The organism is Variovorax ginsengisoli (assembly GCF_030486595.1).
Lineage (GTDB): Bacteria > Pseudomonadota > Gammaproteobacteria > Burkholderiales > Burkholderiaceae_C > Variovorax > Variovorax ginsengisoli_B.
The window spans coordinates 1-22290 of the sequence record NZ_JAUJZH010000024.1 but is presented as its reverse complement, the minus strand read 5'-3'; the positions used below and the strand labels follow the sequence as shown (position 1 = coordinate 22290).

At 67.5% G+C, this 22290-nt stretch carries 22 protein-coding genes and 1 tRNA gene; 17 read left to right on the top strand and 6 right to left on the bottom strand.

Going from position 1 to position 22290, the window contains the following annotated elements; translation table 11 throughout:
- The 6 genes from lolA to QZH52_RS27160 all read left to right on the top strand — a co-directional run bounded on the left by lolA (window position 1) and on the right by QZH52_RS27160 (window position 5811).
- Window positions 1-633, top strand: a complete 633-nt coding sequence (gene lolA, locus QZH52_RS27185) for an outer membrane lipoprotein periplasmic chaperone LolA (protein ID WP_301813828.1) — start codon at window positions 1-3, stop codon at window positions 631-633.
- 12 nt (window positions 634-645) lie between these two features.
- Window positions 646-1938, top strand: a complete 1293-nt coding sequence (locus QZH52_RS27180; RefSeq protein WP_301813827.1) for a replication-associated recombination protein A — start codon at window positions 646-648, stop codon at window positions 1936-1938.
- Between the two features lie 249 nt (window positions 1939-2187).
- Window positions 2188-3117, top strand: coding sequence for a branched-chain amino acid ABC transporter permease (locus tag QZH52_RS27175; RefSeq protein ID WP_286511123.1), 930 nt, complete (start codon window positions 2188-2190; stop codon window positions 3115-3117).
- Window positions 3118-3127: 10 nt separating this feature from the next.
- Window positions 3128-4309, top strand: a complete 1182-nt coding sequence (locus tag QZH52_RS27170) for a branched-chain amino acid ABC transporter permease (RefSeq protein WP_301813826.1) — start codon at window positions 3128-3130, stop codon at window positions 4307-4309.
- 13 nt (window positions 4310-4322) lie between these two features.
- Window positions 4323-5093 (top strand): ABC transporter ATP-binding protein, encoded by a 771-nt coding sequence (locus tag QZH52_RS27165; RefSeq protein ID WP_286524905.1) that lies wholly within the window; start codon window positions 4323-4325, stop codon window positions 5091-5093.
- 1 nt (window position 5094) lies between these two features.
- Window positions 5095-5811 (top strand): ABC transporter ATP-binding protein, encoded by a 717-nt coding sequence (locus QZH52_RS27160; RefSeq protein ID WP_301813824.1) that lies wholly within the window; start codon window positions 5095-5097, stop codon window positions 5809-5811.
- Here QZH52_RS27160 and QZH52_RS27155 read toward each other — a convergent pair whose 3' ends face one another.
- Both QZH52_RS27155 and QZH52_RS27150 read right to left on the bottom strand, forming a co-directional pair.
- Window positions 5812-6783, bottom strand: a complete 972-nt coding sequence (locus QZH52_RS27155) for a Bug family tripartite tricarboxylate transporter substrate binding protein (RefSeq protein ID WP_301813822.1) — start codon at window positions 6781-6783, stop codon at window positions 5812-5814.
- Between the two features lie 27 nt (window positions 6784-6810).
- Window positions 6811-7875, bottom strand: a complete 1065-nt coding sequence (locus QZH52_RS27150) for a CDP-6-deoxy-delta-3,4-glucoseen reductase (protein WP_301813821.1) — start codon at window positions 7873-7875, stop codon at window positions 6811-6813.
- Between the two features lie 39 nt (window positions 7876-7914).
- On the opposite strand from QZH52_RS27150, the gene QZH52_RS27145 reads away from it, so the two are divergent.
- Both QZH52_RS27145 and QZH52_RS27140 read left to right on the top strand, forming a co-directional pair.
- Window positions 7915-8844, top strand: coding sequence for an NAD-dependent epimerase/dehydratase family protein (locus tag QZH52_RS27145; RefSeq protein WP_301813820.1), 930 nt, complete (start codon window positions 7915-7917; stop codon window positions 8842-8844).
- A gap of 46 nt (window positions 8845-8890) precedes the next feature.
- The gene (locus QZH52_RS27140) at window positions 8891-10147 is read left to right on the top strand and encodes a cation:proton antiporter (RefSeq protein ID WP_301813819.1); all 1257 of its coding nucleotides are present in this window, start codon (window positions 8891-8893) and stop codon (window positions 10145-10147) included.
- Between the two features lie 299 nt (window positions 10148-10446).
- Here the strand turns inward: QZH52_RS27140 and QZH52_RS27135 are convergent.
- Window positions 10447-10531 (bottom strand) — tRNA-Leu (locus tag QZH52_RS27135).
- A gap of 40 nt (window positions 10532-10571) precedes the next feature.
- On the opposite strand from QZH52_RS27135, the gene cysM reads away from it, so the two are divergent.
- From cysM to QZH52_RS27115, 4 genes are all read left to right on the top strand, one after another.
- Complete coding sequence (gene cysM / locus QZH52_RS27130; RefSeq protein ID WP_301813818.1) at window positions 10572-11474, top strand: cysteine synthase CysM; 903 nt, start codon at window positions 10572-10574, stop codon at window positions 11472-11474.
- Window positions 11475-11479: 5 nt separating this feature from the next.
- Window positions 11480-12010, top strand: a complete 531-nt coding sequence (locus tag QZH52_RS27125; RefSeq protein WP_286524896.1) for an NUDIX hydrolase — start codon at window positions 11480-11482, stop codon at window positions 12008-12010.
- A gap of 26 nt (window positions 12011-12036) precedes the next feature.
- Complete coding sequence (locus QZH52_RS27120) at window positions 12037-12264, top strand: sulfurtransferase TusA family protein (RefSeq protein ID WP_286524894.1); 228 nt, start codon at window positions 12037-12039, stop codon at window positions 12262-12264.
- 108 nt (window positions 12265-12372) lie between these two features.
- Window positions 12373-13398: a GDSL-type esterase/lipase family protein gene (locus QZH52_RS27115; protein WP_301813817.1), complete on the top strand. Its 1026-nt coding sequence runs from the start codon at window positions 12373-12375 to the stop codon at window positions 13396-13398.
- On the opposite strand, the gene galU is transcribed toward QZH52_RS27115, so the two are convergent.
- From galU to QZH52_RS27100, 3 genes are all read right to left on the bottom strand, one after another.
- Window positions 13379-14269 carry a UTP--glucose-1-phosphate uridylyltransferase GalU gene (galU, locus tag QZH52_RS27110; protein ID WP_301813816.1) on the bottom strand — a complete coding sequence of 297 codons (891 nt, stop codon included), beginning with the start codon at window positions 14267-14269 and terminating at the stop codon, window positions 13379-13381. The genes QZH52_RS27115 and galU overlap by 20 nt on opposite strands.
- 94 nt (window positions 14270-14363) lie before the next feature.
- On the bottom strand, window positions 14364-17234 hold the full coding sequence (locus tag QZH52_RS27105; protein WP_301813815.1) for a valine--tRNA ligase: 2871 nt from the start codon (window positions 17232-17234) through the stop codon (window positions 14364-14366).
- Window positions 17235-17319: 85 nt separating this feature from the next.
- Entirely contained in the window at window positions 17320-18297 is a 978-nt protein-coding gene (locus QZH52_RS27100; RefSeq protein WP_301813814.1) for an MBL fold metallo-hydrolase, read from the bottom strand.
- An 87-nt stretch (window positions 18298-18384) separates the two neighbouring features.
- On the opposite strand from QZH52_RS27100, the gene yaaA reads away from it, so the two are divergent.
- The 5 genes from yaaA to QZH52_RS27075 all read left to right on the top strand — a co-directional run.
- A complete protein-coding gene (yaaA, locus tag QZH52_RS27095; RefSeq protein WP_301813813.1) occupies window positions 18385-19194 on the top strand; it encodes a peroxide stress protein YaaA in 810 nt (269 codons plus the stop codon).
- Window positions 19191-20051 carry a 2OG-Fe(II) oxygenase gene (locus QZH52_RS27090; RefSeq protein WP_301813812.1) on the top strand — a complete coding sequence of 287 codons (861 nt, stop codon included), beginning with the start codon at window positions 19191-19193 and terminating at the stop codon, window positions 20049-20051. The genes yaaA and QZH52_RS27090 overlap by 4 nt, the downstream gene beginning before the upstream one ends.
- A 10-nt stretch (window positions 20052-20061) precedes the next feature.
- Complete coding sequence (locus tag QZH52_RS27085; RefSeq protein ID WP_301813811.1) at window positions 20062-20955, top strand: alpha/beta fold hydrolase; 894 nt, start codon at window positions 20062-20064, stop codon at window positions 20953-20955.
- Window positions 20952-21809: an NADPH-dependent 7-cyano-7-deazaguanine reductase QueF gene (queF, locus tag QZH52_RS27080; RefSeq protein ID WP_301813810.1), complete on the top strand. Its 858-nt coding sequence runs from the start codon at window positions 20952-20954 to the stop codon at window positions 21807-21809. The genes QZH52_RS27085 and queF overlap by 4 nt, the downstream gene beginning before the upstream one ends.
- A gap of 268 nt (window positions 21810-22077) precedes the next feature.
- On the top strand, window positions 22078-22290 hold a 213-nt coding region (locus QZH52_RS27075), incomplete at its 3' end, for a hypothetical protein (protein ID WP_301813809.1).

The window sequence follows — 22290 nt, the reverse complement described above, 5'->3', positions numbered from 1 at the left end:
ATGAAGAAATTGATAGCGGGTGTGGCGCTGGCCGTGTTGGCCGGCGGCGCCTGGGCGGGCGGCCTCGAAAGCCTGGAGGCCTTCGTCAAGACGGTGAAGTCCGGCCGCGCCGACTTCACGCAGACCGTCACTGCACCGCCCAAGGAGGGCCAGGAGTCGCGGCCCAAGGTGTCGACCGGCAGCTTCGCGTTCCAGCGCCCGGGCAAGTTCAGGTTCGACTACCAGAAGCCCTTCGTGCAGAACATCGTCGCCGACGGCCAGACGCTGTGGCTCTACGACGCCGACCTCAACCAGGTCACGCAGCGCAAGCAGGCGCAGGCCCTGGGCTCGACGCCGGCCGCGCTGATCGCCGCCGCGCCCGACCTGCGGGCCCTGCAGGCCGACTTCACGCTCGAGGGCGCAGCCGACCGCGACGGCCTGCAGTGGGTCAAGGCCACGCCCAAGAGCAAGGACGGCCAGTTGCAGAGCGTGCAGATCGGCTTCCAGGGCGAGGCCCTGTCCGCGCTCGAGATCCTCGACAGCTTCGGCCAGCGCTCGGTGCTGAAGTTCGGCAAGGTCGAGGTCAATCCGTCGCTGCCGCCCTCGACCTTCCAGTTCAAGGTGCCGAGCGGTGCCGACGTGATCCGCCAGTAGCGCCGGCCGCGGATGGCCACCTCCAACCTCCCGCCCCTCGCCGAACGACTGCGCCCCCGGACGCTGGGGGAGGTCATCGGCCAGCAGCACCTGCTCGGTGCGGGCATGCCGCTGCGCATCGCCTTCGAATCGGGCCAGCCGCACTCGTGCATCCTGTGGGGCCCGCCCGGCGTCGGCAAGACGACGATCGCACGCCTGATGGCCGATGCCTTCGATGCCCAGTTCCTGAGCATCAGCGCGGTGCTCGGCGGCGTGAAGGACATCCGCGAGGCGGTGGAGCGCGCCACCTCCGCGCGCGACGGCCTGGAGCAGCGCCGCACCATCGTGTTCGTCGACGAGGTGCATCGCTTCAACAAGAGCCAGCAGGACGCCTTCCTGCCGCATGTCGAGTCGGGCCTGTTCACCTTCATCGGCGCCACCACCGAGAACCCGTCCTTCGAGGTCAACTCGGCCCTGCTGTCGCGGGCCGCGGTGTACGTGCTGCAGCCACTCGACGAAGCCGACCTGAAGCAGATCGTCGAGCGGGCCCAGGGCATCCAGGCGGTGCCGGCGATCGACGCCGAGGCGGTCGACCGCCTGGTCGCCTACGCCGACGGCGACGCCCGGCGCCTGCTCAACACGCTCGAGACGCTGGCGGTCGCCGTCGGCGCCGAGAAACTCGACGCCATCACCGATGCCTGGCTGCTGCGGGTGCTCGGCGAGCGGCTGCGCCGCTACGACAAGGGCGGCGAGCAGTTCTACGACACCATCTCCGCCCTGCACAAATCGGTGCGCGGCAGCGATCCAGATGCCGCGCTGTACTGGTTCGTTCGCATGCTCGACGGCGGCGCCGATCCGCGCTACATGGCGCGCCGGCTGGTTCGCATGGCGAGCGAGGACATCGGCCTGGCCGACCCCCGCGCGCTGCGGCTGGCGCTCGATGCGGCCGAGGTCTACGAGCGGCTGGGCAGCCCCGAGGGTGAGCTGGCGCTGGCCCAGTGCGTGGTCTACCTGGCCGTGGCGCCGAAATCGAACGCGGTCTACAAGGCCTACAACGAGGTCAAGGCCTTCATCAAGTCGGACGGCACCCGGCCGGTGCCCATGCATCTGCGCAACGCCCCGACCCGGCTCATGAAGCAGCTCGACTATGGCAAGGGCTATCGCTACGCGCACGACGAGGAGGGCGGCTTCGCAGCCGGCGAGACCTACCTGCCCGAGGGCCTCGATGCGCCACCCTTCTACCGCCCGGTGGAGCGCGGACTCGAAATCCGCATTGCGGAAAAGCTGCGCGAGTTGCGAAAGCGCAATACAGACGCGGCCAGCTGACCAGCCTTTGGTCGATACTCCCTTGCGCGCTGCGCGCACATTGACGCACTTCCAGCGTGCGCCAGCGGGAAAACCCCGTCGAAACCGCACCAGAACGGCGTTCGGGCGAAATTACAATCCCGCCACAAACCCGCCGTCGTCACATGCTGGCGGGTTTTTTGCTAAGTGAAACCCCAGCGTTCCAACCAGAGCGCCGGGGTCAGCCGGGCGCCTCTCGAGGGCGTCAACACAAAAAAAGGGATTCTCGTTATGGACATCTTGCTGCAGCAGATCATCAACGGTCTGGTTCTGGGCAGCATGTACGCCTTGATAGCCTTGGGCTATACCATGGTGTACGGCATCATCAACCTCATCAATTTCGCCCACGGCGAAGTGCTCATGGTCGGGGCACTGACCAGCTGGAGCATCATCGGGCTCATGCAGGAATCGATGCCCGGCACGCCGGGCTGGCTGATCCTGCTCATCGCACTGCTGATCGCCTGCGTGGTCGCCGCCACGCTCAACTTCGTCATCGAGAAGGTGGCCTACCGGCCGCTGCGCAACAGTCCCAAGCTGGCGCCGCTGATCACCGCGATCGGCATGTCGATCCTGCTGCAGACGCTGGCGATGATCATCTGGAAGCCGACCAACAAGGCCTATCCGAACCTGCTGTCGACCACGCCGATCCATGTCGGCGGCGCAGTGATCTCGCCGACCCAGGTGATGATCCTCGCGGTGACCGCGATCTGCCTGGCGGTCCTCAGCTGGCTGGTCAACTACACCAAGCTGGGGCGCGCGATGCGCGCCACGGCGGAAAACCCGCGGGTGGCCGCGCTGATGGGCATACGCCCCGACATGGTGATCTCCGCCACCTTCATCATCGGCGCCGTGCTGGCGGCGGTGGCGGGCGTGATGTACGCCTCGAACTACGGCATCGCGCAGCACGCGATGGGCTTCATCCCCGGGCTCAAGGCCTTCACGGCGGCCGTGTTCGGCGGCATCGGCAACCTCGCCGGGGCGGTGGTCGGCGGCATCCTGCTGGGCCTGATCGAAGCCATCGGCTCGGGCTACATCGGCGCCCTGACCGGCGATGTGCTGGGCAGCCACTACAGCGACATCTTCGCCTTCATCGTTCTGATCATCATGCTCACGCTGCGGCCTTCCGGCCTGCTCGGCGAGCGGGTGGCGGACCGGGCCTGAGGACCGAATCATGAAGAACAGCAAGACCACCCTCCTGTACGCGTTCGGCATCCTCGCGGTGCTGGTGCTGCCGTTGCTGCTGCAGAGCCAGGGCAATGCCTGGGTCCGGATCGCCGACATCGCCCTGCTCTACGTGATGCTGGCGCTCGGCCTCAACATCGTGGTCGGCTACGCCGGCCTGCTCGACCTGGGCTATGTGGCCTTCTTTGCCATCGGCGCCTACCTGTACGCGCTGCTGGGGTCGCCGCACCTGACCGACACCTTCCCGGCCGTCAAGGCCATGTTCCCGAACGGGCTGCACAGTTCGCTGCTGCTGGTGATCCCCGCGGCGCTCGGGCTGGCGGCGTTGTTCGGCGCATTGCTGGGGGCACCCACTCTCAAGCTGCGCGGCGACTACCTGGCGATCGTGACGCTCGGCTTCGGCGAGATCATCCGCGTGTTCCTGAACAACCTGGACCACCCGATCAACCTCACCAACGGACCGAAGGGCATCACGGCCATCGACCCGATCCATTTCTGGGGCCTGAACCTGGGCAAGTCCCTGAAGTTCGATGGCTTCACCATCTCCTCGGTGACGCTGTACTACTACCTGTTCCTGGCGCTGGTGATCTTCACCATCATGATTTCGCATCGGCTGCAGGTCTCGCGCATCGGCCGCGCCTGGATGGCGATCCGCGAGGACGAGATCGCGGCCAAGGCGATGGGCATCAACACCCGCAACATGAAGCTGCTGGCCTTCGCGATGGGGGCGAGCTTCGGCGGCGTCTCCGGCGCGATGTTCGCGTCGTTCCAGGGCTTCGTGTCGCCCGAGTCCTTCAGCCTGATGGAGTCGGTGATGATCGTCGCGATGGTGGTGCTGGGCGGCATCGGCCACCTGCCCGGCGTGATCCTGGGCGCCGTCCTGCTGGCCGCGCTGCCCGAGGTGCTGCGCTACGTGGCGGCGCCGCTGCAGTCGATGACCGGCGGCCGGCTCGATGCCTCGATCCTGCGCCAGCTGTTCATCGCGCTGGCGATGATCATCATCATGCTGGTGCGTCCGCGCGGCCTCTGGCCAACGCCCGAACATGGAAAGTCGCTGGCGCGTCGAGGCACCCAGCCCGTCTCGGGCATGCCCGCGGCCGCGCCCGGCGTCGAGACGCCGGCCGACGAAGTGCCCGGTGCCGCCTCGCGTCCGATGTCGATCAATCCGTGAGCCAGGACGCAACATGACTGAAACCATCCTCGACGTCCGCGGCATCTCCAAGCGCTTCGGCGGCCTGCAGGCCCTCTCCGACGTCGGCATCAAGATCCTGCGCGGCCAGGTCTATGGCCTGATCGGCCCCAACGGCGCCGGCAAGACCACCTTCTTCAACGTGATCACCGGGCTCTACACGCCCGACAGCGGCAGCTTCGAGCTGGCCGGCAAGCCCTACCAGCCGACCGCGGTCCATGAGGTCGCCAAGGCCGGCATCGCGCGCACCTTCCAGAACATCCGGCTGTTCGCGGAAATGACCGCGCTCGAGAACGTGATGGTGGGACGCCACGTGCGCACCCATTCGGGCGTCTTCGGCGCGATCTTCCGCCCGCCGGGATTCAAGGCCGAGGAGGCCGCGATCACCGAGCGCGCGCACGAACTGCTCGAGTACGTCGGCATCGGCAAGTTCGCCGACTACAAGGCCCGCACGCTCTCGTACGGCGACCAGCGGCGGCTGGAAATTGCCCGCGCGCTTGCCACCGATCCGCAGCTGATCGCGCTGGACGAGCCGGCCGCCGGCATGAACGCGACCGAGAAGGTGATGCTGCGCGAGCTGATCGACCGCATCCGCAAAGACAACCGCACCATCCTGCTGATCGAGCACGACGTCAAGCTGGTGATGGGCCTGTGCGACCGCGTGACGGTGCTCGACTACGGCAAGCAGATCGCGGAGGGCACGCCCGCCGACGTGCAGAAGAACGAAAAGGTGATCGAGGCCTACCTCGGCACGGGAGGACACTGAGATGGCACAGACACTACTGAAGGTGAGCGGCGTGAAGGTCGCCTACGGCGGCATCCAGGCCGTCAAGGGCATCGACTTCGAGGTCCGCGAGGGCGAGCTGGTGTCGCTGATCGGCTCCAACGGAGCCGGCAAGACCACCACCATGAAGGCCATCACCGGCACGCTGCCTTTCCTCGGCGGCGACATCGAGTTCCTCGGCAAGAGCATCAAGGGCCGTGGCGCCTGGGACCTGGTCGGCGAGGGCCTGGTGATGGTGCCCGAGGGGCGCGGCGTGTTCACGCGCATGACGATCACCGAGAACCTGCAGATCGGCGCCTACATCCGCAAGGACAAGGTCGAGATCGCGAAGGACATCGAGCGCGTGTTCGCGACCTTCCCGCGGCTCAAGGAGCGGGCTACCCAACTGGCCGGCACCATGTCGGGCGGCGAGCAGCAGATGCTGGCGATGGGCCGTGCGCTGATGGCGCGGCCCAAGGTGCTGCTGCTCGACGAGCCGTCGATGGGCCTGTCGCCGATCATGGTCGACAAGATTTTCGAAGTCGTGAAGCAGGTCTACGACCAGGGCGTCACGGTGCTGCTGGTCGAGCAGAACGCCAGCCGCGCGCTGCAGCTGGCCGATCGCGGCTACGTCATGGAGTCGGGCCTGATCACCATGAGCGGCGACGCCAAGGTGATGCTGAGCGACCCGAAGGTGCGGGCCGCCTACCTCGGCGAGTGATCAGTCGACCTTGGCGCCGGTGGCCTTGACGACCTTTTCGTACTTGGCCAGTTCGGTCTTCATGAAGGCGCCGAACTGATCCGGCGTGCTGGCCACGGGTTCGGCCAGCAGCGTCGCGAAGCGGGTCTTGGTGTCGGGCGAATCGAGCGCGGCGACGAAGGCATGGTTGAGCTTGGCGACCACCTCGGGCGGCGTGCCCGCCGGTGCGACCAGGCCCCACCAGGTGTCGATCGAGAAGCCCTTCAGCGTGGCGGCCACGGTCGGCACCTCGGGCAGCGCGCTGCTGCGCTGCGCCGTCGTCACGGCGATCGCCTTCAGCTTGCCCGAGCGGATGTTCGGCGCCGCCGTCGCGAGGTTGTCGAAATTGAAGTCGACCTGGCCGGACAGCAGCGCGAGCTGCGCCGGGTTGCCGCCGTTGTAGGGGATGTGCACCGCGAAGATGCCGGCTTCCTTCTTGAACATCTCGCCCGCCAGGTGGCCGGCGCTGCCGTTGCCGCCGCTGCCGTAGTTGAGCTTGCCGGGGTTGGCCTTGGCGTAGGCGATCAGGTCGGCCAGGGTGTTGATCTTGAGCCGCTGCGCGGTGTCGGCGTTCATCACCAGCACGTTGGGCACGCGCACCATCTGCGTCACCGGCGCGAAATCGGTGGCGGCGTTGAAGGGCATCTTGGCGTAGAGCCAGGGATTGACCGCGTTCGTGGCCGTGGCCGCGATGCCGATGGTCAGGCCGTCGGGGGCCGCCTTGGCCACCGCATCGGCACCGATGTTGCCGCCCGCGCCGGGCTTGTTGTCGATGATGACGGTGCCCAGGGAGTCCTTGACGCGCTCGGCCAGGACCCGCGCCGTGACGTCGATCGGGCCGCCCGCGGCGTAGGGGACGATCAGCCGGATCGGCCGTTGCTGGGCGCTCGTCGTACTGGCGGCTAGCAGGACGGCGGTCGACAGGAGGGTCAGGAGGAAGTGTCTGGCTTTCATGGATTCCATCGGGGTTGTGTCAGGTCCTCAAGGCAGGGCCTTGTCGGCCTCGGTCGTGAAGGCGTCGGCATAGAACTCTTCCTCGGGCAGGCCGCGCTGCGCGACGTAGTCCTGCTTGGCGGAATCGACCACCACCGGCGCGCCGCAGGCATAGACCTGGTGGCCCGACAGGTCGTCGAAGTCCTCCAGCACCGCCCGGTGGACGAATCCGGTGCGGCCGCGCCAGTCGTCCTCGGGCACCGCGTTGGAGACCACGGGCACGTAGCGCAGCTGCGGCATCTGCTGCAGCTGGGCCCGCACCCAGTCGTCCATGTAGAGGTCCTCCGGGCGCCGGCCGCCCCAGTAGAGCGTCGCCGGGCGCTCGATGCCCTTGAACTTCATGTGCTCCAGCAATGCCTTGATCGGCGCGAAGCCGGTGCCGGAGGCCAGCAGGATCAGCGGCTTGTCGGAGTCCTCGCGCAGGAAGAAGCTGCCGTAGGGGCCCTCGATGCGCAGGATTTCCTTTTCCTTCATCGCGCCGAAGACGTGGTCGGTGAACTTGCCGCCGGGCAGGTGGCGGATGTGCAGCTCAAGGCCGGTGCCGGGCTGCTGCAGCGTGTGGGGCGCGTTGGCCATCGAGTAGCTGCGCCGCGTGCCGTCGCGCAGGATGAACTCCACGTACTGTCCGGCGTGAAACTGCAAGGGCTCGCCGGCCGGCAGCTGCAGGCGCAGCTGCACCACGTCGTGCGACTGTCTGGCGAGCGCCTGCACCCGCACCGGCATCTTGCGGATCGGAAAGGCGCCGGCCTCGGTCACCTGGCGCGATTCGAGCACCACGTCGCTCTCGGCGCGGGCGCAGCAGGTCAGCACGTAGCCGGCGAGCTGTTCCTCGGCGCTGAGCGCCTTGCTCTGGTGCGGGCCCAGGGTGACCATGCCCGACAGCTTCTTGCATTTGCACGAGCCGCAGGCGCCGTCCTTGCAGCCATAGGGGAGGCCGATGCCCTGGCGAATGCCGGCCGCGAGGATGGTCTCGTCGGCCAGGGCGGTGAAATGGCGTCCGCTCGGTTCGACCGTGATCTGGAAGCCCGCCTCGCTCGGCGCTGCGCTGGTCATGGGTATTCTTCGTTTTCTGCTCAAAAGGGAGAACGGATTTTGCCCTCAATCAACAGCCCCCTCGGGGCGAGGCCTTCACGCTTCCGGCGCGAACGCGTGCTGGTGGTCGGTTGCGGCGACGTCGGGATGCGCGCGGCCGGGCTGCTGCGGGGCCGCCTGCAGCTGATCGCGCTGACCTCGTCGCCCGCGCGCGTGCCGCAGTTGCGGCAGGCCGGCCTGACGCCGATCGTGGCCGACCTGGACCAACCGGCTTCGCTGCGCCGGCTGTCGGGGCTTGCCACCCGGGTGCTGCACCTGGCGCCACCGGCGCGCGTGGAGGAGGGTGCCCAATGGTGGCGCGATGCCCGCACGCTGGCGCTGGCGCGCGCCCTGCGCCTGCGGTCGCTGCCGTCGGCCTTCGTGTATGGCTCGACCAGCGGGGTCTACGGCAATTGCGGCGGCGCCCTGGTCGCGGAGACGCGCGTGCTGCGGCCCGAGACGCCGCGCGCGCACCGCCGCGTCGATGCCGAGCGCACCGTGCGCTGGCTGGGCCGTGCCGGCGTCGCGGTGCGGATCCTGCGCATTCCGGGCATCTACGCGCCCGACCGCGAAGGCGGCACGCCGCGCGAACGGCTGCGCCGCGGCACGCCGGTGCTGCGGGCCGAGGACGACGTCTACACCAACCACATCCATGCCGACGACCTGGCGCGCGCCTGCGTGGCGGCGCTGTGGCGCGGCGGCCCGCAGCGCGCGTTCCATGCGAGCGACGACAGCGAGATCAAGATGGGCGACTACATCGACCTGGCCGCCCGCCTCTACGGCCTGCCGCTGCCGCCCCGGATCGCCCGCGACGAGGCGCAGGCACAGCTGCCCTTGTCGCTGCTGAGCTTCATGGGTGAATCGAGGCGGCTCGACAACACCCGGCTGAAGCGCGAGTTGCGGCTGCGGCTGCGCTATCCGACGGTGGCGGCGGGGCTCGCATCGGGCTGAAACATCCGGCAGCAGGGCGGGCTCCGCGGCACGGCAAAATCGGGCGATGCCCACGACCCAGCTCTCCGTCTATTTCTTTCTTCAGGTCGCCGCCATCATCGCGATCTGCCAGCTCGTGGGCCGGCTGGCACGCTGGATCGGCCAGCCCCAGGTGGTGGGGGAGATGATTGCCGGCGTGATGCTCGGGCCGTCCTTGTTCGGGCTTTTCTTTCCCGAATTGCAGCGCGCCCTGTTCCCCAAGGAAACGCTGTCCATGCTCTACGTGGGCGGCCAGCTCGGCGTCGGCCTGTACATGTTCCTGGTCGGCACCGAATTCCGGGCCGACCATTTCAAGAGCCGCATCCGCAGCGCGGCTTCGGTGTCGGCGGCGGGCATCCTGGTGCCGTTCGTGCTGGCCTTCGCGCTGGCGCCGTGGCTGCACGAGATTCCGGGCCTGTTCTCGGCCCGCGCCAAGCCGCTGGAGGCCGCGCTGTTCCTCGGCGCGGCGATCGCCATCACCGCCTTTCCCATGCTGGCGCGGATCATCCACGAACGCGGCCTCGCCGGGACCTCGCTCGGCACCCTGGCATTGACGGCGGGCGCGGTCGACGATGCCGCGGCTTGGTGCATCCTGGCGGTGGTGCTGGCGAGCTTCGGCGGTGCCTGGGGCGGCGCCTATGCCGCGATCGGCGGCGGCGTGGCCTATGCGCTGTTCATGGTCTTCGTGGGTTCGCGGCTGCTCAAGCGGCTGGCCGCGCACGTGCGTCCGGACGCGCCGCTGAGTTCGTCGCTGCTGGCCGTGGTGCTGGTGCTGTTCTGCCTGAGCGCCTTTGCCATGGACGCCATCGGCATCCACGCGGTCTTCGGCGGCTTCCTGCTCGGGGCGGCGCTGCCGCGCGGTGCGCTGACCGAGAAGCTGCGCGAACAGCTGCAGCCCTTCGTCGTCATCTTCCTGCTGCCGTTGTTCTTCACCTATTCCGGCCTCAACACCCGGCTGGCGGTGCTGTTCGAGCCTGGCATCCTGCTCGGTGCCATCGCCATCCTCGCGGCTTCGTTCTGCGGCAAGGGCATCGCCTGCTGGGCCGCGGCGCGGGCGGCCGGCGAGAGCCAGCGCGATGCGCTCGCGATCGGTTCCCTGATGAATGCCCGCGGCCTGATGGAGCTGATCATCATCAACATCGGCCTGCAGGCCGGCGTCATCCTGCCGGGCCTGTTCTCGATCCTGGTGCTGATGGCGATCTTCACGACGCTGATGGCGACGCCGCTGTTCAACTGGGTGACGCGCGACCGGCGCCCGGCGGCCGGCGTCGAGGCGCCGGCCTGAGCCGTCCTGCGCCGCCCGACAGAAACCCTTCTGCCGGGGGGCTTCATGCAGGCGTCAGATTCGCGCCGCATACTCGGTGCGGACGACCGCCCGGCGCTGGTAGAGGTGGCTTCGGCACCCGCCCGTTCAGGACGGTTCCTCGATGCCGGCGGTTGTCTTGTCATTTCCTGCGACTCGGCGCGCGCCGGTCGCGCCCAAGAAAAAGCCCGCCGAAGCGGGCAAGACCTTGGAGGGTCGGAGGAGGGCTCCATGATGGAGCCAACCCCCTCAATCGAACCTGACCAGCGCGCCGAAACACGTGGTGCCCGGGGCCGGAATCGAACCGGCACGCCTTGCGGCGGGGGATTTTGAGTCCCCTGCGTCTACCAATTTCACCACCCGGGCACGGAAGGAAGGCAGCCCAAAATTATGGCACAGTGGCTCCATGCAATATCCGACGATTGAAGACGCGATTGGAAAGACGCCGCTGGTCGCGCTGCAGCGCATCGACGCCGCGGCCAACGCCCAGCGGGGCAACGTGATCCTGGGCAAGCTCGAAGGCAACAATCCGGCCGGCTCGGTCAAGGACCGACCGGCCTTGTCGATGATCAAGCGGGCCGAGGAGCGCGGCGAGATCAAGCCCGGCGACACCCTGATCGAGGCCACCTCCGGCAACACCGGCATCGCGCTCGCGATGGCGGCGGCGATCAAGGGCTACCGCATGGTGCTGATCATGCCGGAGGACCTGTCGGTCGAGCGCGCCCAGACCATGAAGGCCTTCGGCGCCGAACTGATGCTGACCCCGAAGAGCGGCGGCATGGAATACGCGCGCGATCTCGCCGAGCAGATGATGCAGCAGGGCAAGGGCCGGGTGCTCGACCAGTTCGCCAATCCCGACAATCCACGTATCCACTACGAGACCACCGGGCCCGAGATCTGGGCCGACACCGGCGGGCGCATCACCCATTTTGTGAGCGCGATGGGCACCACCGGCACCATCACCGGCGTGTCGAAGTTCCTGAAGGAAAAGAACCCGGCGGTGCGCATCGTCGGCGCCCAGCCCGACGAAGGCTCGCGCATCCCGGGCATCCGCAAGTGGCCCCAGGAGTACCTGCCGAAGATCTACGATCCGAGCCGGGTCGACCAGGTGGTCAACGTGAGCCAGGACAACGCCGAGGAGATGTGCCGCCGGCTGGCGCGCGAAGAGGGCATCTTCGGCGGCATCTCGGCCGCCGGCGCGTTGTGGGTGGCGCTCGAGATCGCCCGCACGGTCGAGAATGCGACGATCGTCTTCGTGGTATGCGACCGCGGCGACCGCTACCTGTCCACCGGCGTCTTCCCCGCCTGAGCCCCATGCCCCATCCCAAGTTCTGCCCCGACTGCGCCACGCCGCTGGCCTCCATCGAACTCGCCGAGGACGGCGGGCCGAAGTCGCGCCTGCGCTGCCCGGCCTGCAACTGGACCCACTGGAACAACCCGACGCCGGTGCTGGCCGCCATCATCGAATACCGCGGCCAGGTGCTGCTGGCCCGGAACGCCGCCTGGGCCCACAAGGCCTATGCCCTGATCACCGGCTTCATGGAGGCCGGCGAGACGCCGCAGGAGGGCATCGCGCGCGAAATCAAGGAAGAAACCAACCTCGACGCGAGCGAGCTGAACCTGGTCGGGGTCTACGATTTCCAGCGCATGAACCAGGTCATCATCGTCTACCACGCCGTGGCCGACGGCGAGGTGTCGCTCTCGCCCGAACTGGTGGACTACCGGCTCTACGACCTGCCCGACCTGCGCTGCTGGCCGGCCGGCACCGGCTATGGGCTGGCGGATTGGCTGCGTACCCGCGGGCACGAGCCCCAGTTCATGGAATGGCCGCGGCCAGCCTCCTAGAATCGTCGCAGTTTCAAGGAACGGCCATGCAGATCCACAAAGAACTCGATACCCGCGGCCTCAATTGCCCCTTGCCCATCCTGAAGGCCAAGAAGTCGCTCAACGAGATGCACAGCGGCGAGTTGCTGAGGGTGGTGTCGACCGACGCCGGATCGGTGCGCGACTTCCAGGCCTTTGCGCGCCAGACGGGCAACGACCTGGTCGACCAGCAGACGGTCGGCGACGAGTTCATCCACGTGCTGCGGCGTCGCTGACGTGCGATGACCCACATGAGGCCGGTGTTTCGAATCGCAGTCACCGGCATCGCCGTGGTCCTCGCCGGGCTGGCCGCCGTTGCCGTCTTGACGATCGGGAGCAATGGAATGGCTTCGACTGTCGAAGGCCCGGTCGCCCCTGCCGGCTCGATCCCGCTGGCCGTCCTGGGCGATTCGAACAGCCACTCCTACCAGGATCGCCAGACATTTCCGGCCGGATCGCCTGCCAGGGGCGGCGCGCTCCAGGCCAGCACCTTCCAGTGGACCGAGGTGCTGGCGCGCCTGCGGCCGAACGAGATCGACCAGGGGCCCTGGGGCGTCTGGGGTCAGCGCGCCCGGGTGCTCGTGCTGCGTGAAACACTGGGCTTGCCGGTCGAACAATGGCCGAAGAAAGAGGACTACCGCTACAACCTGGCTTTCACGGGCAGCAACTGCGCCGACTTGCTGAGCAGTCGCCAGCAGCAGGCGCAGCGCCTGGTCGAGTTGATGGATCTCGATCGCGAGCGGTGGAAGCGCGGCGTGGTGGTGATCAGGATGGGAACCAACGACTGGAAGCCGGTGCTCGATCAGCAGGCGCGTGATCCGTCGGCGCTTGAAGTGCAGGCGGCCAGGACCCGTTGCGCCGACGCGATCGGCGGGACGGTCGCCCTGATCCGCGCCGCCCACCCGTCGACCCGCATCTTGCTGGTCGGCATCAGCAACGAAGCGGACGATCCGGCGTTTCATGCGCGCTGGCAGTCGGCCGCCGAAAGCGCCAATATCGACAAGGCGCTCGACGGCTTCAACGCGGCCATCAGGGACATCGCGAAGCACCACCCGAACGTGGCTTTCTTCGACGATCAGGCGTGGAGCAAGTCGCGCTGGGGCTCCCGCGACCCAGCCGGGAAGCCGGCCTTCAAGACGCTGGTGATCGGGAGCCTGCGCGTGACAAACACCGCCGGCGATACGCCGAACAACGCCCTGCTGGCCGACTCCCACTACGGCCTGGTGGCAAATGCGCTGTGGGCGCAATCGCTGGTGGCGCGCCTCAACGAAGCCTTCGGCCTGAAGCTGACCCCGATCAGCGATGCGGAAGTGCTGCGCTTCCTCGAAACCGCGATCGGGACTCCTAAAGCTAGAGCGCCAGGCTCTTGAGGTAGTCGCGGAACGACGCGCCCACCTCCGGGTGTGCCAGGGCCAGTTCGACGGTGGCCTGCAGGAAGCCCTCCTTGCTGCCGCAGTCGTAGCGCGTGCCCTTGTAGGCGTAGGCGTGGACCGATTCCTTCTTCATGAGGGCGGCGATGCCGTCGGTCAGCTGGATCTCGCCGCCGGCTCCCTTGGGCTGGTTGCGGATCTCGGCGAACACGCCCGGCGTGAGGATGTAACGGCCGGCCACGCCCAGGCGCGAGGGCGCTTCCTCGGGCTTGGGCTTCTCGACCATGCGGTTGACCTTGACCAGGCCGTCCTCGACCGCCTCGCCGGCGACGATGCCGTAGCGCTTGACATGTTCCAGTGGGACTTCCTGCACCGCCAGCAGCGAGCCGCCGAGGCGATCGAAGACCCGCGTCATCTGCGCCAGCACCGGCTCGCCCTTGTCCGGGCCGACCATCAGGTCATCGGCCAGCAGCACGGCGAAGGGTTCGTCGCCGACCAGGTGCTCGGCGCACAGCACTGCGTGGCCCAGGCCCAGCATGCGGGGCTGGCGCACATAGGAGCAGGTCATGTCCTCGGGCATCACCGAGCGGGCGATCTCGAGCAATGCGGCCTTGCCGCTGGCCTCGAGCTGCGACTCGAGTTCGTAGGCGGTGTCGTAGTGGTCCTCGATCGCGCGCTTGTTGCGTCCGGTGACGAAGATCATGTCGCGGATGCCGGCGGCATAGGCTTCCTCGACCGCGTACTGGATCAGTGGCTTGTCCACCACCGGCAGCATTTCCTTGGGCTGTGCCTTGGTTGCCGGCAGGAATCGGGTGCCAAAGCCTGCTACGGGAAACACGGCCTTGCGAATGCGCGTCGAAGAGTGGGACATGGGCTTTCGTCGATCTGAAGGATGAAAGGGAGGGAGGGGAAGGCACCCGGAGGCACCAACTCCAATACTAAAGGCCTCGGGCGCAGCCGGTCTGTCAGCCGAGGCGGACAAGCTGGTCGCGCAGCCGTTCGAGCGTGGCACTGAAGTCCGTCAGCCGCTTGCGCTCCTGGTCGATCACCGCGGGCGGCGCCTTGGCGACGAAGGCTTCGTTGCCGAGTTTGGCATTGACCTTGGCGATCTCGCCCTCGATTCGCGCAAGCTCCTTGCCGATGCGGACCTTTTCCGCGGCCTTGTCGATTTCCATGTGCAGGCAGATGCGCACGTCGCCGACCACCGCCACCGGGGCCGCCTCGGCGGCGGCCGACCAGGCCGCGGCGTCGTCGAACACCTTGACTTCCTTGAGCTTGGCCAGCGCCTGCAGCACCGGTGCCGCATCGCGCAGGAAGGCGCTGCTCGCGGCATCGTCGGCCACGGCGTAGAGCGGCATCCGGGTGGCGGGCGAGACGTTCATCTCGCCGCGCAGCGTGCGGCAGGCATCCACCAGCGACTTGAGCCGGGCCACGTGGGCCTCGGCGGCTTCGTCGATCTTCTCGGGCTGGCTCTTCGGGTAGGCGGCAATCATCACCGACTCGCCCTCGCGGCCGGCCACTGGCGCGACCTTCTGCCAGAGCGCTTCGGTGATGAACGGGATCACCGGGTGCGCCAGCCGCAGCAGGGCCTCGAGCGTGCGGATCAGGGTGCGCCGAGTGGCCCGCTGCTGCGCGGCGTCGCCCTGCTGGATCTGGACCTTGGCGATTTCCAGGTACCAGTCGCAGAACTCGTCCCAGGCGAACTGGTAGATCGCATTGGCCACGTTGTCGAGCCGGTACTCCTCGAAGCCCTTGGCCACCTCGGCCTCGACGCGCTGCAGCTTCGAGCTGATCCAGCGGTCGGCCTGGCTGAACCTGAGGTAGCCATGCGCCGGGCCGCCGACCGCGCATTCTTCCTTGGTGTGCTCGCGCAGCCCACAGTCCTGGCCTTCGCAGTTCATCAGCACGAAGCGGGTCGCGTTCCAGAGCTTGTTGCAGAAGTTGCGATAGCCCTCGCAGCGCTTGGCGTCGAAGTTGATGCTGCGGCCCAGCGAGGCCAGCGAGGCGAAGGTGAAGCGCAGCGCGTCGGCGCCGAAGGCCGGGATGCCGTCCGGGAATTCTTTCTGCGTGTTCTTGCGCACCGCGGGCGCGGTCTCGGGCTTGCGCAGGCCCTGGGTGCGCTTGTCGAGCAACTCGGGCAGCGCGATGCCGTCGATCAGGTCGACCGGGTCGAGCACGTTGCCTTCGGACTTGCTCATCTTCTTGCCGTGCGAATCGCGCACCAGGCCGTGGATGTAGACGTGCTTGAAAGGCACCTTGCCCGTGAAGTGCTTGGTCATCATGATCATCCGGGCGACCCAGAAGAAGATGATGTCGTAGCCCGTGACCAGCACGGTCGAGGGCAGGTAGAGGTCGAGTTCGGGCGTCTTCTCGGGCCAGCCCAGCGAAGAGAACGGAATCAGCGCCGACGAATACCAGGTGTCGAGCACGTCCTCGTCGCGCGTGAGCGTCTTGCCGGGTGCCTGGGCCTGGGCCTCTTCTTCGCTGCGCGCCACGTAGACCTTGCCCTCGGCGTCGTACCAGGCCGGGATCTGGTGACCCCACCAGAGCTGGCGCGAGATGGTCCAGTCCTGGATGTTCTCCATCCAGTGGTTGTAGGTGTTGACCCAGTTCTCGGGCACGAAGCTGACTTCGCCCGAACTCACGGCTTCGATCGCCTTCTGCGCGATCGACTGGCCGCTGGCGTCGGGCTTGGTCATGGCGACGAACCACTGGTCGGTCAGCATCGGCTCGACCACCGCGCCGGTGCGGGCGCAGCGCGGCACCATCAGCTTGTGCTTCTTCGTCTCGACCAGCAGGCCCAGCGCCTCGAGATCGGCCACCACCGCCTTGCGCGCCACGAAGCGGTCGAGCCCGCGGTACTTTTCGGGCGCGTTGTCGTTGATGGTGGCGTCCAGCGTCAGCACGCAAATGCTTTCGAGCTTGTGCCGCTGGCCCACCGCGTAGTCGTTCGGGTCGTGCGCCGGCGTGACCTTGACGACACCGGTGCCGAACTCCTTGTCGACGTAGTCGTCGGCGATCACCGGGATCAGCCGGTCGGCCAGCGGCAGCCTGACGCGCTGGCCGATCAGGTGCTTGTAGCGCTCGTCCTCCGGGTGGACCATGACCGCGGTGTCGCCGAGCATGGTCTCGGGCCGGGTGGTCGCGACCGTGAGCGTGCCCGAACCGTCCTCGAGCGGATAGGCGATGTGCCACAGGAAGCCGTCTTCTTCCTCGCTCTCGACTTCGAGGTCGCTGACCGCCGTCTTGAGCACAGGGTCCCAGTTGACCAGCCGCTTGCCGCGGTAGATCAGGCCCTCTTCATAGAGCTGTACGAAGGTCTGGGTGACGACCTTCGACAGGTCGTCGTCCATGGTGAAGTATTCGCGGCTCCAGTCCACCGTGTCGCCCATGCGGCGCATCTGGTTGGTGATGGTGTTGCCGGACTGCTGCTTCCACTCCCAGACCCGGGCGACGAAGTTCTTGCGCCCGAGGTCGTGGCGGCTGAGCTTCTGCTCCTGCAGCTGGCGCTCGACCACGATCTGGGTCGCGATGCCCGCGTGGTCGGTGCCCGGCACCCACAGCGTGTTGGCGCCGGCCATGCGGTGGTAGCGCGCCAGGCTGTCCATGATGGTCTGGTTGAACGCGTGGCCCATGTGCAGCGTGCCGGTCACGTTCGGCGGCGGCAGCTGGATCGCGAACGAGGGCGCGCCATCCTTGGGCTTCTGCGTGCCGCGGTAGCCGGCGGCGGCATAGCCGCGGCGCTCCCATTCGGGACCCCAGTGCGCCTCGATGGCAACGGGTTCGAAGGATTTGGAAAGGCTCTCGAGGCCGGGTTGGGGCAGGGTGTCGCTCATGGCGTTTGCAAAGACGAGCGGCATCCCGCAGGATGCCGCTTGTGGGGGTGAAGGTCAGGGGATTTTATTCGACTGCGCGGGCGCGTCACTGGGGCGGCGCGTAGTTCACCGGCAACCAGACGTAGCCCGCCCCCTGGGCCCGCAGGCGGCCGATGCCCGGGAAGGCCAGGTGCGCCCCGGCCACGAGGTAGCCGTGGTGTGCCGCGTCGGCGAACGCCTTGCGCCGTTCCTTGGCCGCGGCCTTGGAGTCGGTGTCGAACTGGATCGTCACCGAAGGGTTCTCGAACTGCACGGCCGCCACGTGCATCAGATCACCCCAGAAGACGATCTTCTGGCCCTTGCTTTCTGCGATGAAGATGCTGTGGCCGGCCGTATGCCCGCGGGCCGCCTGGGCCCGGATGCCGGGGACCAGTTCGGTGTCGCCGTCGAAGGGCTTGAACTTGCCGGCCGCGATGTAGGGGTTGAGGGACGCCATCGCGCCCTTGAAGAAGTCCTTGGCGTCGGCCGGCGCCTGGTCCATGTTGGACTGGCTGAGCCAGTAGTCGGCATCGTGCCGGTCGGCGCGCACCGTGGCGTTCGGGAAGGCCGGCTTGTCGCCCGCCAGCAGGCCGCCCACGTGGTCGGGGTGCAGGTGGGTGATGTAGACCTCGTCGACCTGCTCGGGCTGGTAGCCGGCGGCCTTGAGGTTCGCTACCAGCTTGCCCAGCGTGGGGCCGAAGAGGGCCGCGGCGCCGGTGTCTACCAGCACCAGCTTGCTGCCAGTATTGATCAGGTAGCCGTTGACCGAGGTCTCCAGCGGGCTCTCCAGGTGGGAGCGGGCCAGGATCTTCTTCACTTGGGCGGGCGTGGTGCGGGTCAGCAACTGATCGACCGGCAGCGCGACCGTCCCGTCCGACAGGGCCGTGACCTGGAAATCGCCCACCATCAGCCGGTAGAAGCCGGGTGCCTGCTCCTTGGCGAGCGGCGCCGCGGCGTGGGCAGCGGGCGGATGCCAGAGCGCGGTACCAGCGCAGGCGGCGACCAGCACGAACGCACCGGTACGAAAGAGGCGGGCAAGCTTCATCTCGGGTCTCCAGCTGAAGGGGGTGGGGATTGCAGGCGCACTCTATACCGGGTCGCGCCGGTTGGCCCGGCGATCGATAATTCGGCCATGCTGTTTCTGCTTTCCCCTGCCAAATCGCTCGACTACGACACCCCGGTCGCCGACACCGTGCCCGCCACGCAGGCGCGTTTCGAGGGCCCGAAGAGCCCCGCGGCCGAGCTGATCCGGATCCTGCGCGAGAAATCTCCGCAGCAGATCGCCGAGCTCATGCACCTGTCGGACAAGCTGTCGGCGCTCAACGTGGCGCGCTACGCGGCCTGGGCGTCCAGGGGCAGCGCGAAGAACGCCAAGCAGGCCGCGCTGGCCTTCGACGGCGACGTCTACGGCGGGCTTGACGCCAAGTCCCTGGACGCCAGGCAGCTGGCCTGGGCGCAGGACCACGTCTGCATCCTGAGCGGACTCTACGGCGTGCTGCGCCCGCTCGACCTGCTGCAGCCCTACCGGCTGGAAATGGGCACCCAGCTCGCCAACCGCCATGGCAAGGATCTCTATGCCTTCTGGGGTCCGCGCATCGCGGAGCATCTCAACGAGCGGCTGGTGGCCGATCGCACGCCGGTGGTGATCAACCTGGCCTCCCAGGAGTACTTCAAGTCGGTCGACCAGCGCGTACTCAAGGCCCGCGTGGTCGAGTGCATCTTCGAGGAATGGAAGGCCGGCACCGGCGCCAAGGCCGATCCGGGGCGCTACAAGATCATCAGCTTCTTCGCCAAGCGGGCGCGCGGCCTGATGGCGCGCTGGGCGGTGCTGCACAAGGCGGCCACGCCCCAGGCGCTGGAGCGATTCGACCTCGAGGGCTATGCCTTCGACGCCGCCGCGTCGAGGCCGGATCGGATGGTGTTCCGCCGGAGGCCGGCATGAGCGCGGGCCAGGCGATCAGCCCCGAACTCCGCGAATGGATCGTGGCGCAGCTCGCGGCCGGCCATTCGGTGCCCAGCCTGCGCGCCGCGATGCGGACCTCCGGCTGGCAGGACGCCGCGATCGATCTCGCCCTGCAGGGCATCGAGAGGCAGGCCGCGGTCGTCCCGGCTGCCGAGCCCTTGCCGGCCGAGGCGTCGACCGCCGGCTTGCCGGGCCCGGACCTGTCGAGTTCTCCGCTGTACATCGACGCCGGCGACCGCCGCGTGCAGGTGCTCCAGACGATGCGCCTTCCGCGCGTCATCGTGTTCGGGGACCTGCTGTCCGACGAGGAATGCGACGGCCTGATCGCCGCCGCCCGCCTGCGCCTCGCGCGCTCGCTCACGGTCGAGACGCAGACCGGCGGCGAAGCCCTCAACGTCGATCGAACCAGCGACGGCATGTTCTTCGAGCGCGGCGAGAACGCCATCGTCGCCCGGCTCGAGCAGCGCATCGCGGTGCTGCTGAATTGGCCGATCGAGTTCGGTGAGGGGCTGCAGGTCCTGCGCTACGCGCCGGGCGCCCAGTACCGCCCGCACTACGACTATTTCGATCCGGGCGAGCCCGGCACGCCGACCATCCTGCGCCGCGGCGGACAGCGCGTGGCCACCCTGGTGATGTACCTGCAGGAACCCGGACAGGGCGGCGGCACGACCTTCCCCGACGTCGGCCTCGAGGTCGCGCCCAAGCGCGGCACCGGCGTCTTCTTCAGCTACGACAAGCCCGACCCCTCGACCCGGACCCTGCACGGCGGTGCGCCCGTGCTGTCCGGCGAAAAGTGGGTCGCGACCAAGTGGCTGCGCGAACGCGAATTCATCTGACGCCCGCACCATGAAGATCAAAGCCAACGGGATCCAGATCGAGGTCGAAGACAGCGGCGGAGAAGGGCGGCCGGTGGCGCTGCTCGTCATGGGGCTCGGCATGCAGCTGATCGGCTGGCCCGACGATTTTGTCCAGGCGCTGGTCGACGCCGGCTACCGGGTAGTGCGCCACGACAACCGCGACATCGGCCTGAGCCAGGGTTTCGACGAAGCCGGTGCCGGCAACCTGCTATGGCAGAGCGTGCGCCGCCGCATCGGGTTGCCGGTGCGCTCGGCCTACAGCCTGCAGGACATGGCCGAAGATTCGCTGGGCGTGCTCGATGCACTGGGCATAGCTCGCGCCCATGTGGTCGGTGCCTCGATGGGCGGCATGATCGCCCAGCGCCTGGCGGCCAGCGCGCCACACCGCGCCGCGAGCCTGGTCAGCATCATGAGTTCGAGCGGCGCCCGCCAGCTCCCGGGCCCCCGTCCCGATGTCGCAGCGGCCCTGCTGCGTCGCCCGCCGAGCCGCACCGAGGCGGCGCTGGTGGCCCACAGCATGGGGATGGTGCGGCTGATCCAGAGCCCGGCCTACCCGCAGGACGATCAGGTGGTTGCCGAGCGCATCCGGCGCTACATGCATCGCGCCTACCGGCCGGCCGGCGTGGTGCGGCAGATGCTCGCGATCGTCGCTGACCAGGGCCGCGCCGAACTGCTGCCGCGCATCGCCAGCCCGGCGCTGGTGCTGCACGGCGAAGCCGACACCCTGGTGCCGATCGCTTGCGGCCGGGATTCGGCGCAGCGCATCCCAGGTGCCCGTTTCGTCTCCATCCCCGGCATGGGTCACGACCTGCCGCCGCAGGTGGTCGAGATCCTGATGCAACACATCCTTCCCTTCCTGGCGCACGCCGAGAGTCGTTCATGAGCCTTGACAACACCCCGGAGCAGTCGCAGCTGGGCCGCGCTTCGGCCTACGCCGATCACTACGACGCCGGTCTCCTGTTCCCGATTCCGCGCGCGACGCAGCGCGACGCGATGGGCATCGTGAGCGACAAGCTGCCCTTCTTCGGCGCCGACCTCTGGACCGCCTTCGAACTGAGCTGGCTGAATGCCCGCGGCAAGCCGCAGCTGGCGATCGCCCATTTCACGATCCCCTGCGAAACGCCCAACATCATCGAGAGCAAGTCGTTCAAGCTCTATCTGAACAGCTTCAACAGCACCGTGTTCGCCGACGCGCAGGCGGTGCGGGAGCGCCTGCGCCGCGATCTCGGCGAGGCCGTCTGGCGCGGCAGCGACCGTTCGGCCGGCATAGGCGTCAAGCTGCTGGCGCCGGACGTCTTCGACCAAGAGCCCGTGCACGAACTCGATGGCCTCGACCTCGACCGCCTGGACATCGAGTGCTCGCAGTACCAGCCGGCGCCCGAACTGCTGTCCGCCGACCTGACCCAGCCCCCCGTGACCGAGACCCTGACCAGCCGCCTGCTCAAGAGCAACTGCCTGGTGACCGGGCAGCCGGACTGGGGCAGCGTGCAGATCCGCTACAACGGCCCGCCGATCGACCAGGCCGGACTGCTCGCCTATATAGTGAGCTTCCGCAACCACAACGAATTCCACGAGCCCTGCGCGGAGCGCATCTTCACGGACATCTGGAAGCGCTGCCAGCCCACCCAGCTGGCGGTGTATGCGCGCTACACGCGGCGCGGTGGACTGGACATCAATCCATTCCGCACCAGTTGGCCCCAGGCGCTGCCGGCCAACATACGGACGGCTCGGCAGTAAGCTTGCGAAAAAGTTAATGAGGGAAGGGGAAACCCTCGAAACCGTGCCATAATCGATGGCTCTGCTGAGGCGACTCGGTGGTTGAGCCTCCCTCGGGAAGCATCACCACCCCGAAACGATCGGTAGAGAAAAAAGGCCCTTCGGTCTTGATCTGGTTCTAAAAACTGTGTCATAATCGAAGGCTCCGCTGAAAACGACGGCGACGAAGCAGCTTTAAGGGTTGCGAGTTGATCGAAGTGACTGGCGGGAAAGAAAAAGCCTCTCGAGGTTGACGAAGTTGAAAAAACTTTGTCATAATCGAAGGCTCCGCAGAAAACGCGAACTGCAGCGGCTTCCCAGTGAAGCGGTTGTGAGTAGCGAAAGAAAGCGAAAAAAAGTTTGCCGGTTCTTAAAAAACCGTGTCATAATCGAAGGCTCCGCTGATCGCAGCGAAGCAAGCAAAACAAGAGATTGTTTTGACGGATCGTTAAAAATATACAGC

What these genes read in the sequence shown, in the direction of transcription:
- lolA (WP_301813828.1), top strand. Translation starts at nt 1, where the DNA reads ATGAAGAAATTGATAGCGGGTGTGGCGCTGGCCGTGTTGGCCGGCGGC.
- QZH52_RS27085 (WP_301813811.1), top strand. Translation starts at nt 20,062, where the DNA reads ATGAAGATCAAAGCCAACGGGATCCAGATCGAGGTCGAAGACAGCGGC.
- QZH52_RS27115 (WP_301813817.1), top strand. Translation starts at nt 12,373, where the DNA reads ATGGCTTCGACTGTCGAAGGCCCGGTCGCCCCTGCCGGCTCGATCCCG.
- cysM (WP_301813818.1), top strand. Translation starts at nt 10,572, where the DNA reads ATGCAATATCCGACGATTGAAGACGCGATTGGAAAGACGCCGCTGGTC.
- galU (WP_301813816.1), bottom strand. Translation starts at nt 14,269, where the DNA reads ATGTCCCACTCTTCGACGCGCATTCGCAAGGCCGTGTTTCCCGTAGCA.
- QZH52_RS27165 (WP_286524905.1), top strand. Translation starts at nt 4,323, where the DNA reads ATGACTGAAACCATCCTCGACGTCCGCGGCATCTCCAAGCGCTTCGGC.
- QZH52_RS27160 (WP_301813824.1), top strand. Translation starts at nt 5,095, where the DNA reads ATGGCACAGACACTACTGAAGGTGAGCGGCGTGAAGGTCGCCTACGGC.
- QZH52_RS27175 (WP_286511123.1), top strand. Translation starts at nt 2,188, where the DNA reads ATGGACATCTTGCTGCAGCAGATCATCAACGGTCTGGTTCTGGGCAGC.
- QZH52_RS27120 (WP_286524894.1), top strand. Translation starts at nt 12,037, where the DNA reads ATGCAGATCCACAAAGAACTCGATACCCGCGGCCTCAATTGCCCCTTG.
- QZH52_RS27140 (WP_301813819.1), top strand. Translation starts at nt 8,891, where the DNA reads ATGCCCACGACCCAGCTCTCCGTCTATTTCTTTCTTCAGGTCGCCGCC.
- QZH52_RS27100 (WP_301813814.1), bottom strand. Translation starts at nt 18,297, where the DNA reads ATGAAGCTTGCCCGCCTCTTTCGTACCGGTGCGTTCGTGCTGGTCGCC.
- QZH52_RS27180 (WP_301813827.1), top strand. Translation starts at nt 646, where the DNA reads ATGGCCACCTCCAACCTCCCGCCCCTCGCCGAACGACTGCGCCCCCGG.
- QZH52_RS27170 (WP_301813826.1), top strand. Translation starts at nt 3,128, where the DNA reads ATGAAGAACAGCAAGACCACCCTCCTGTACGCGTTCGGCATCCTCGCG.
- QZH52_RS27125 (WP_286524896.1), top strand. Translation starts at nt 11,480, where the DNA reads ATGCCCCATCCCAAGTTCTGCCCCGACTGCGCCACGCCGCTGGCCTCC.
- QZH52_RS27105 (WP_301813815.1), bottom strand. Translation starts at nt 17,234, where the DNA reads ATGAGCGACACCCTGCCCCAACCCGGCCTCGAGAGCCTTTCCAAATCC.
- QZH52_RS27090 (WP_301813812.1), top strand. Translation starts at nt 19,191, where the DNA reads ATGAGCGCGGGCCAGGCGATCAGCCCCGAACTCCGCGAATGGATCGTG.
- QZH52_RS27155 (WP_301813822.1), bottom strand. Translation starts at nt 6,783, where the DNA reads ATGAAAGCCAGACACTTCCTCCTGACCCTCCTGTCGACCGCCGTCCTG.
- queF (WP_301813810.1), top strand. Translation starts at nt 20,952, where the DNA reads ATGAGCCTTGACAACACCCCGGAGCAGTCGCAGCTGGGCCGCGCTTCG.
- QZH52_RS27150 (WP_301813821.1), bottom strand. Translation starts at nt 7,875, where the DNA reads ATGACCAGCGCAGCGCCGAGCGAGGCGGGCTTCCAGATCACGGTCGAA.
- yaaA (WP_301813813.1), top strand. Translation starts at nt 18,385, where the DNA reads ATGCTGTTTCTGCTTTCCCCTGCCAAATCGCTCGACTACGACACCCCG.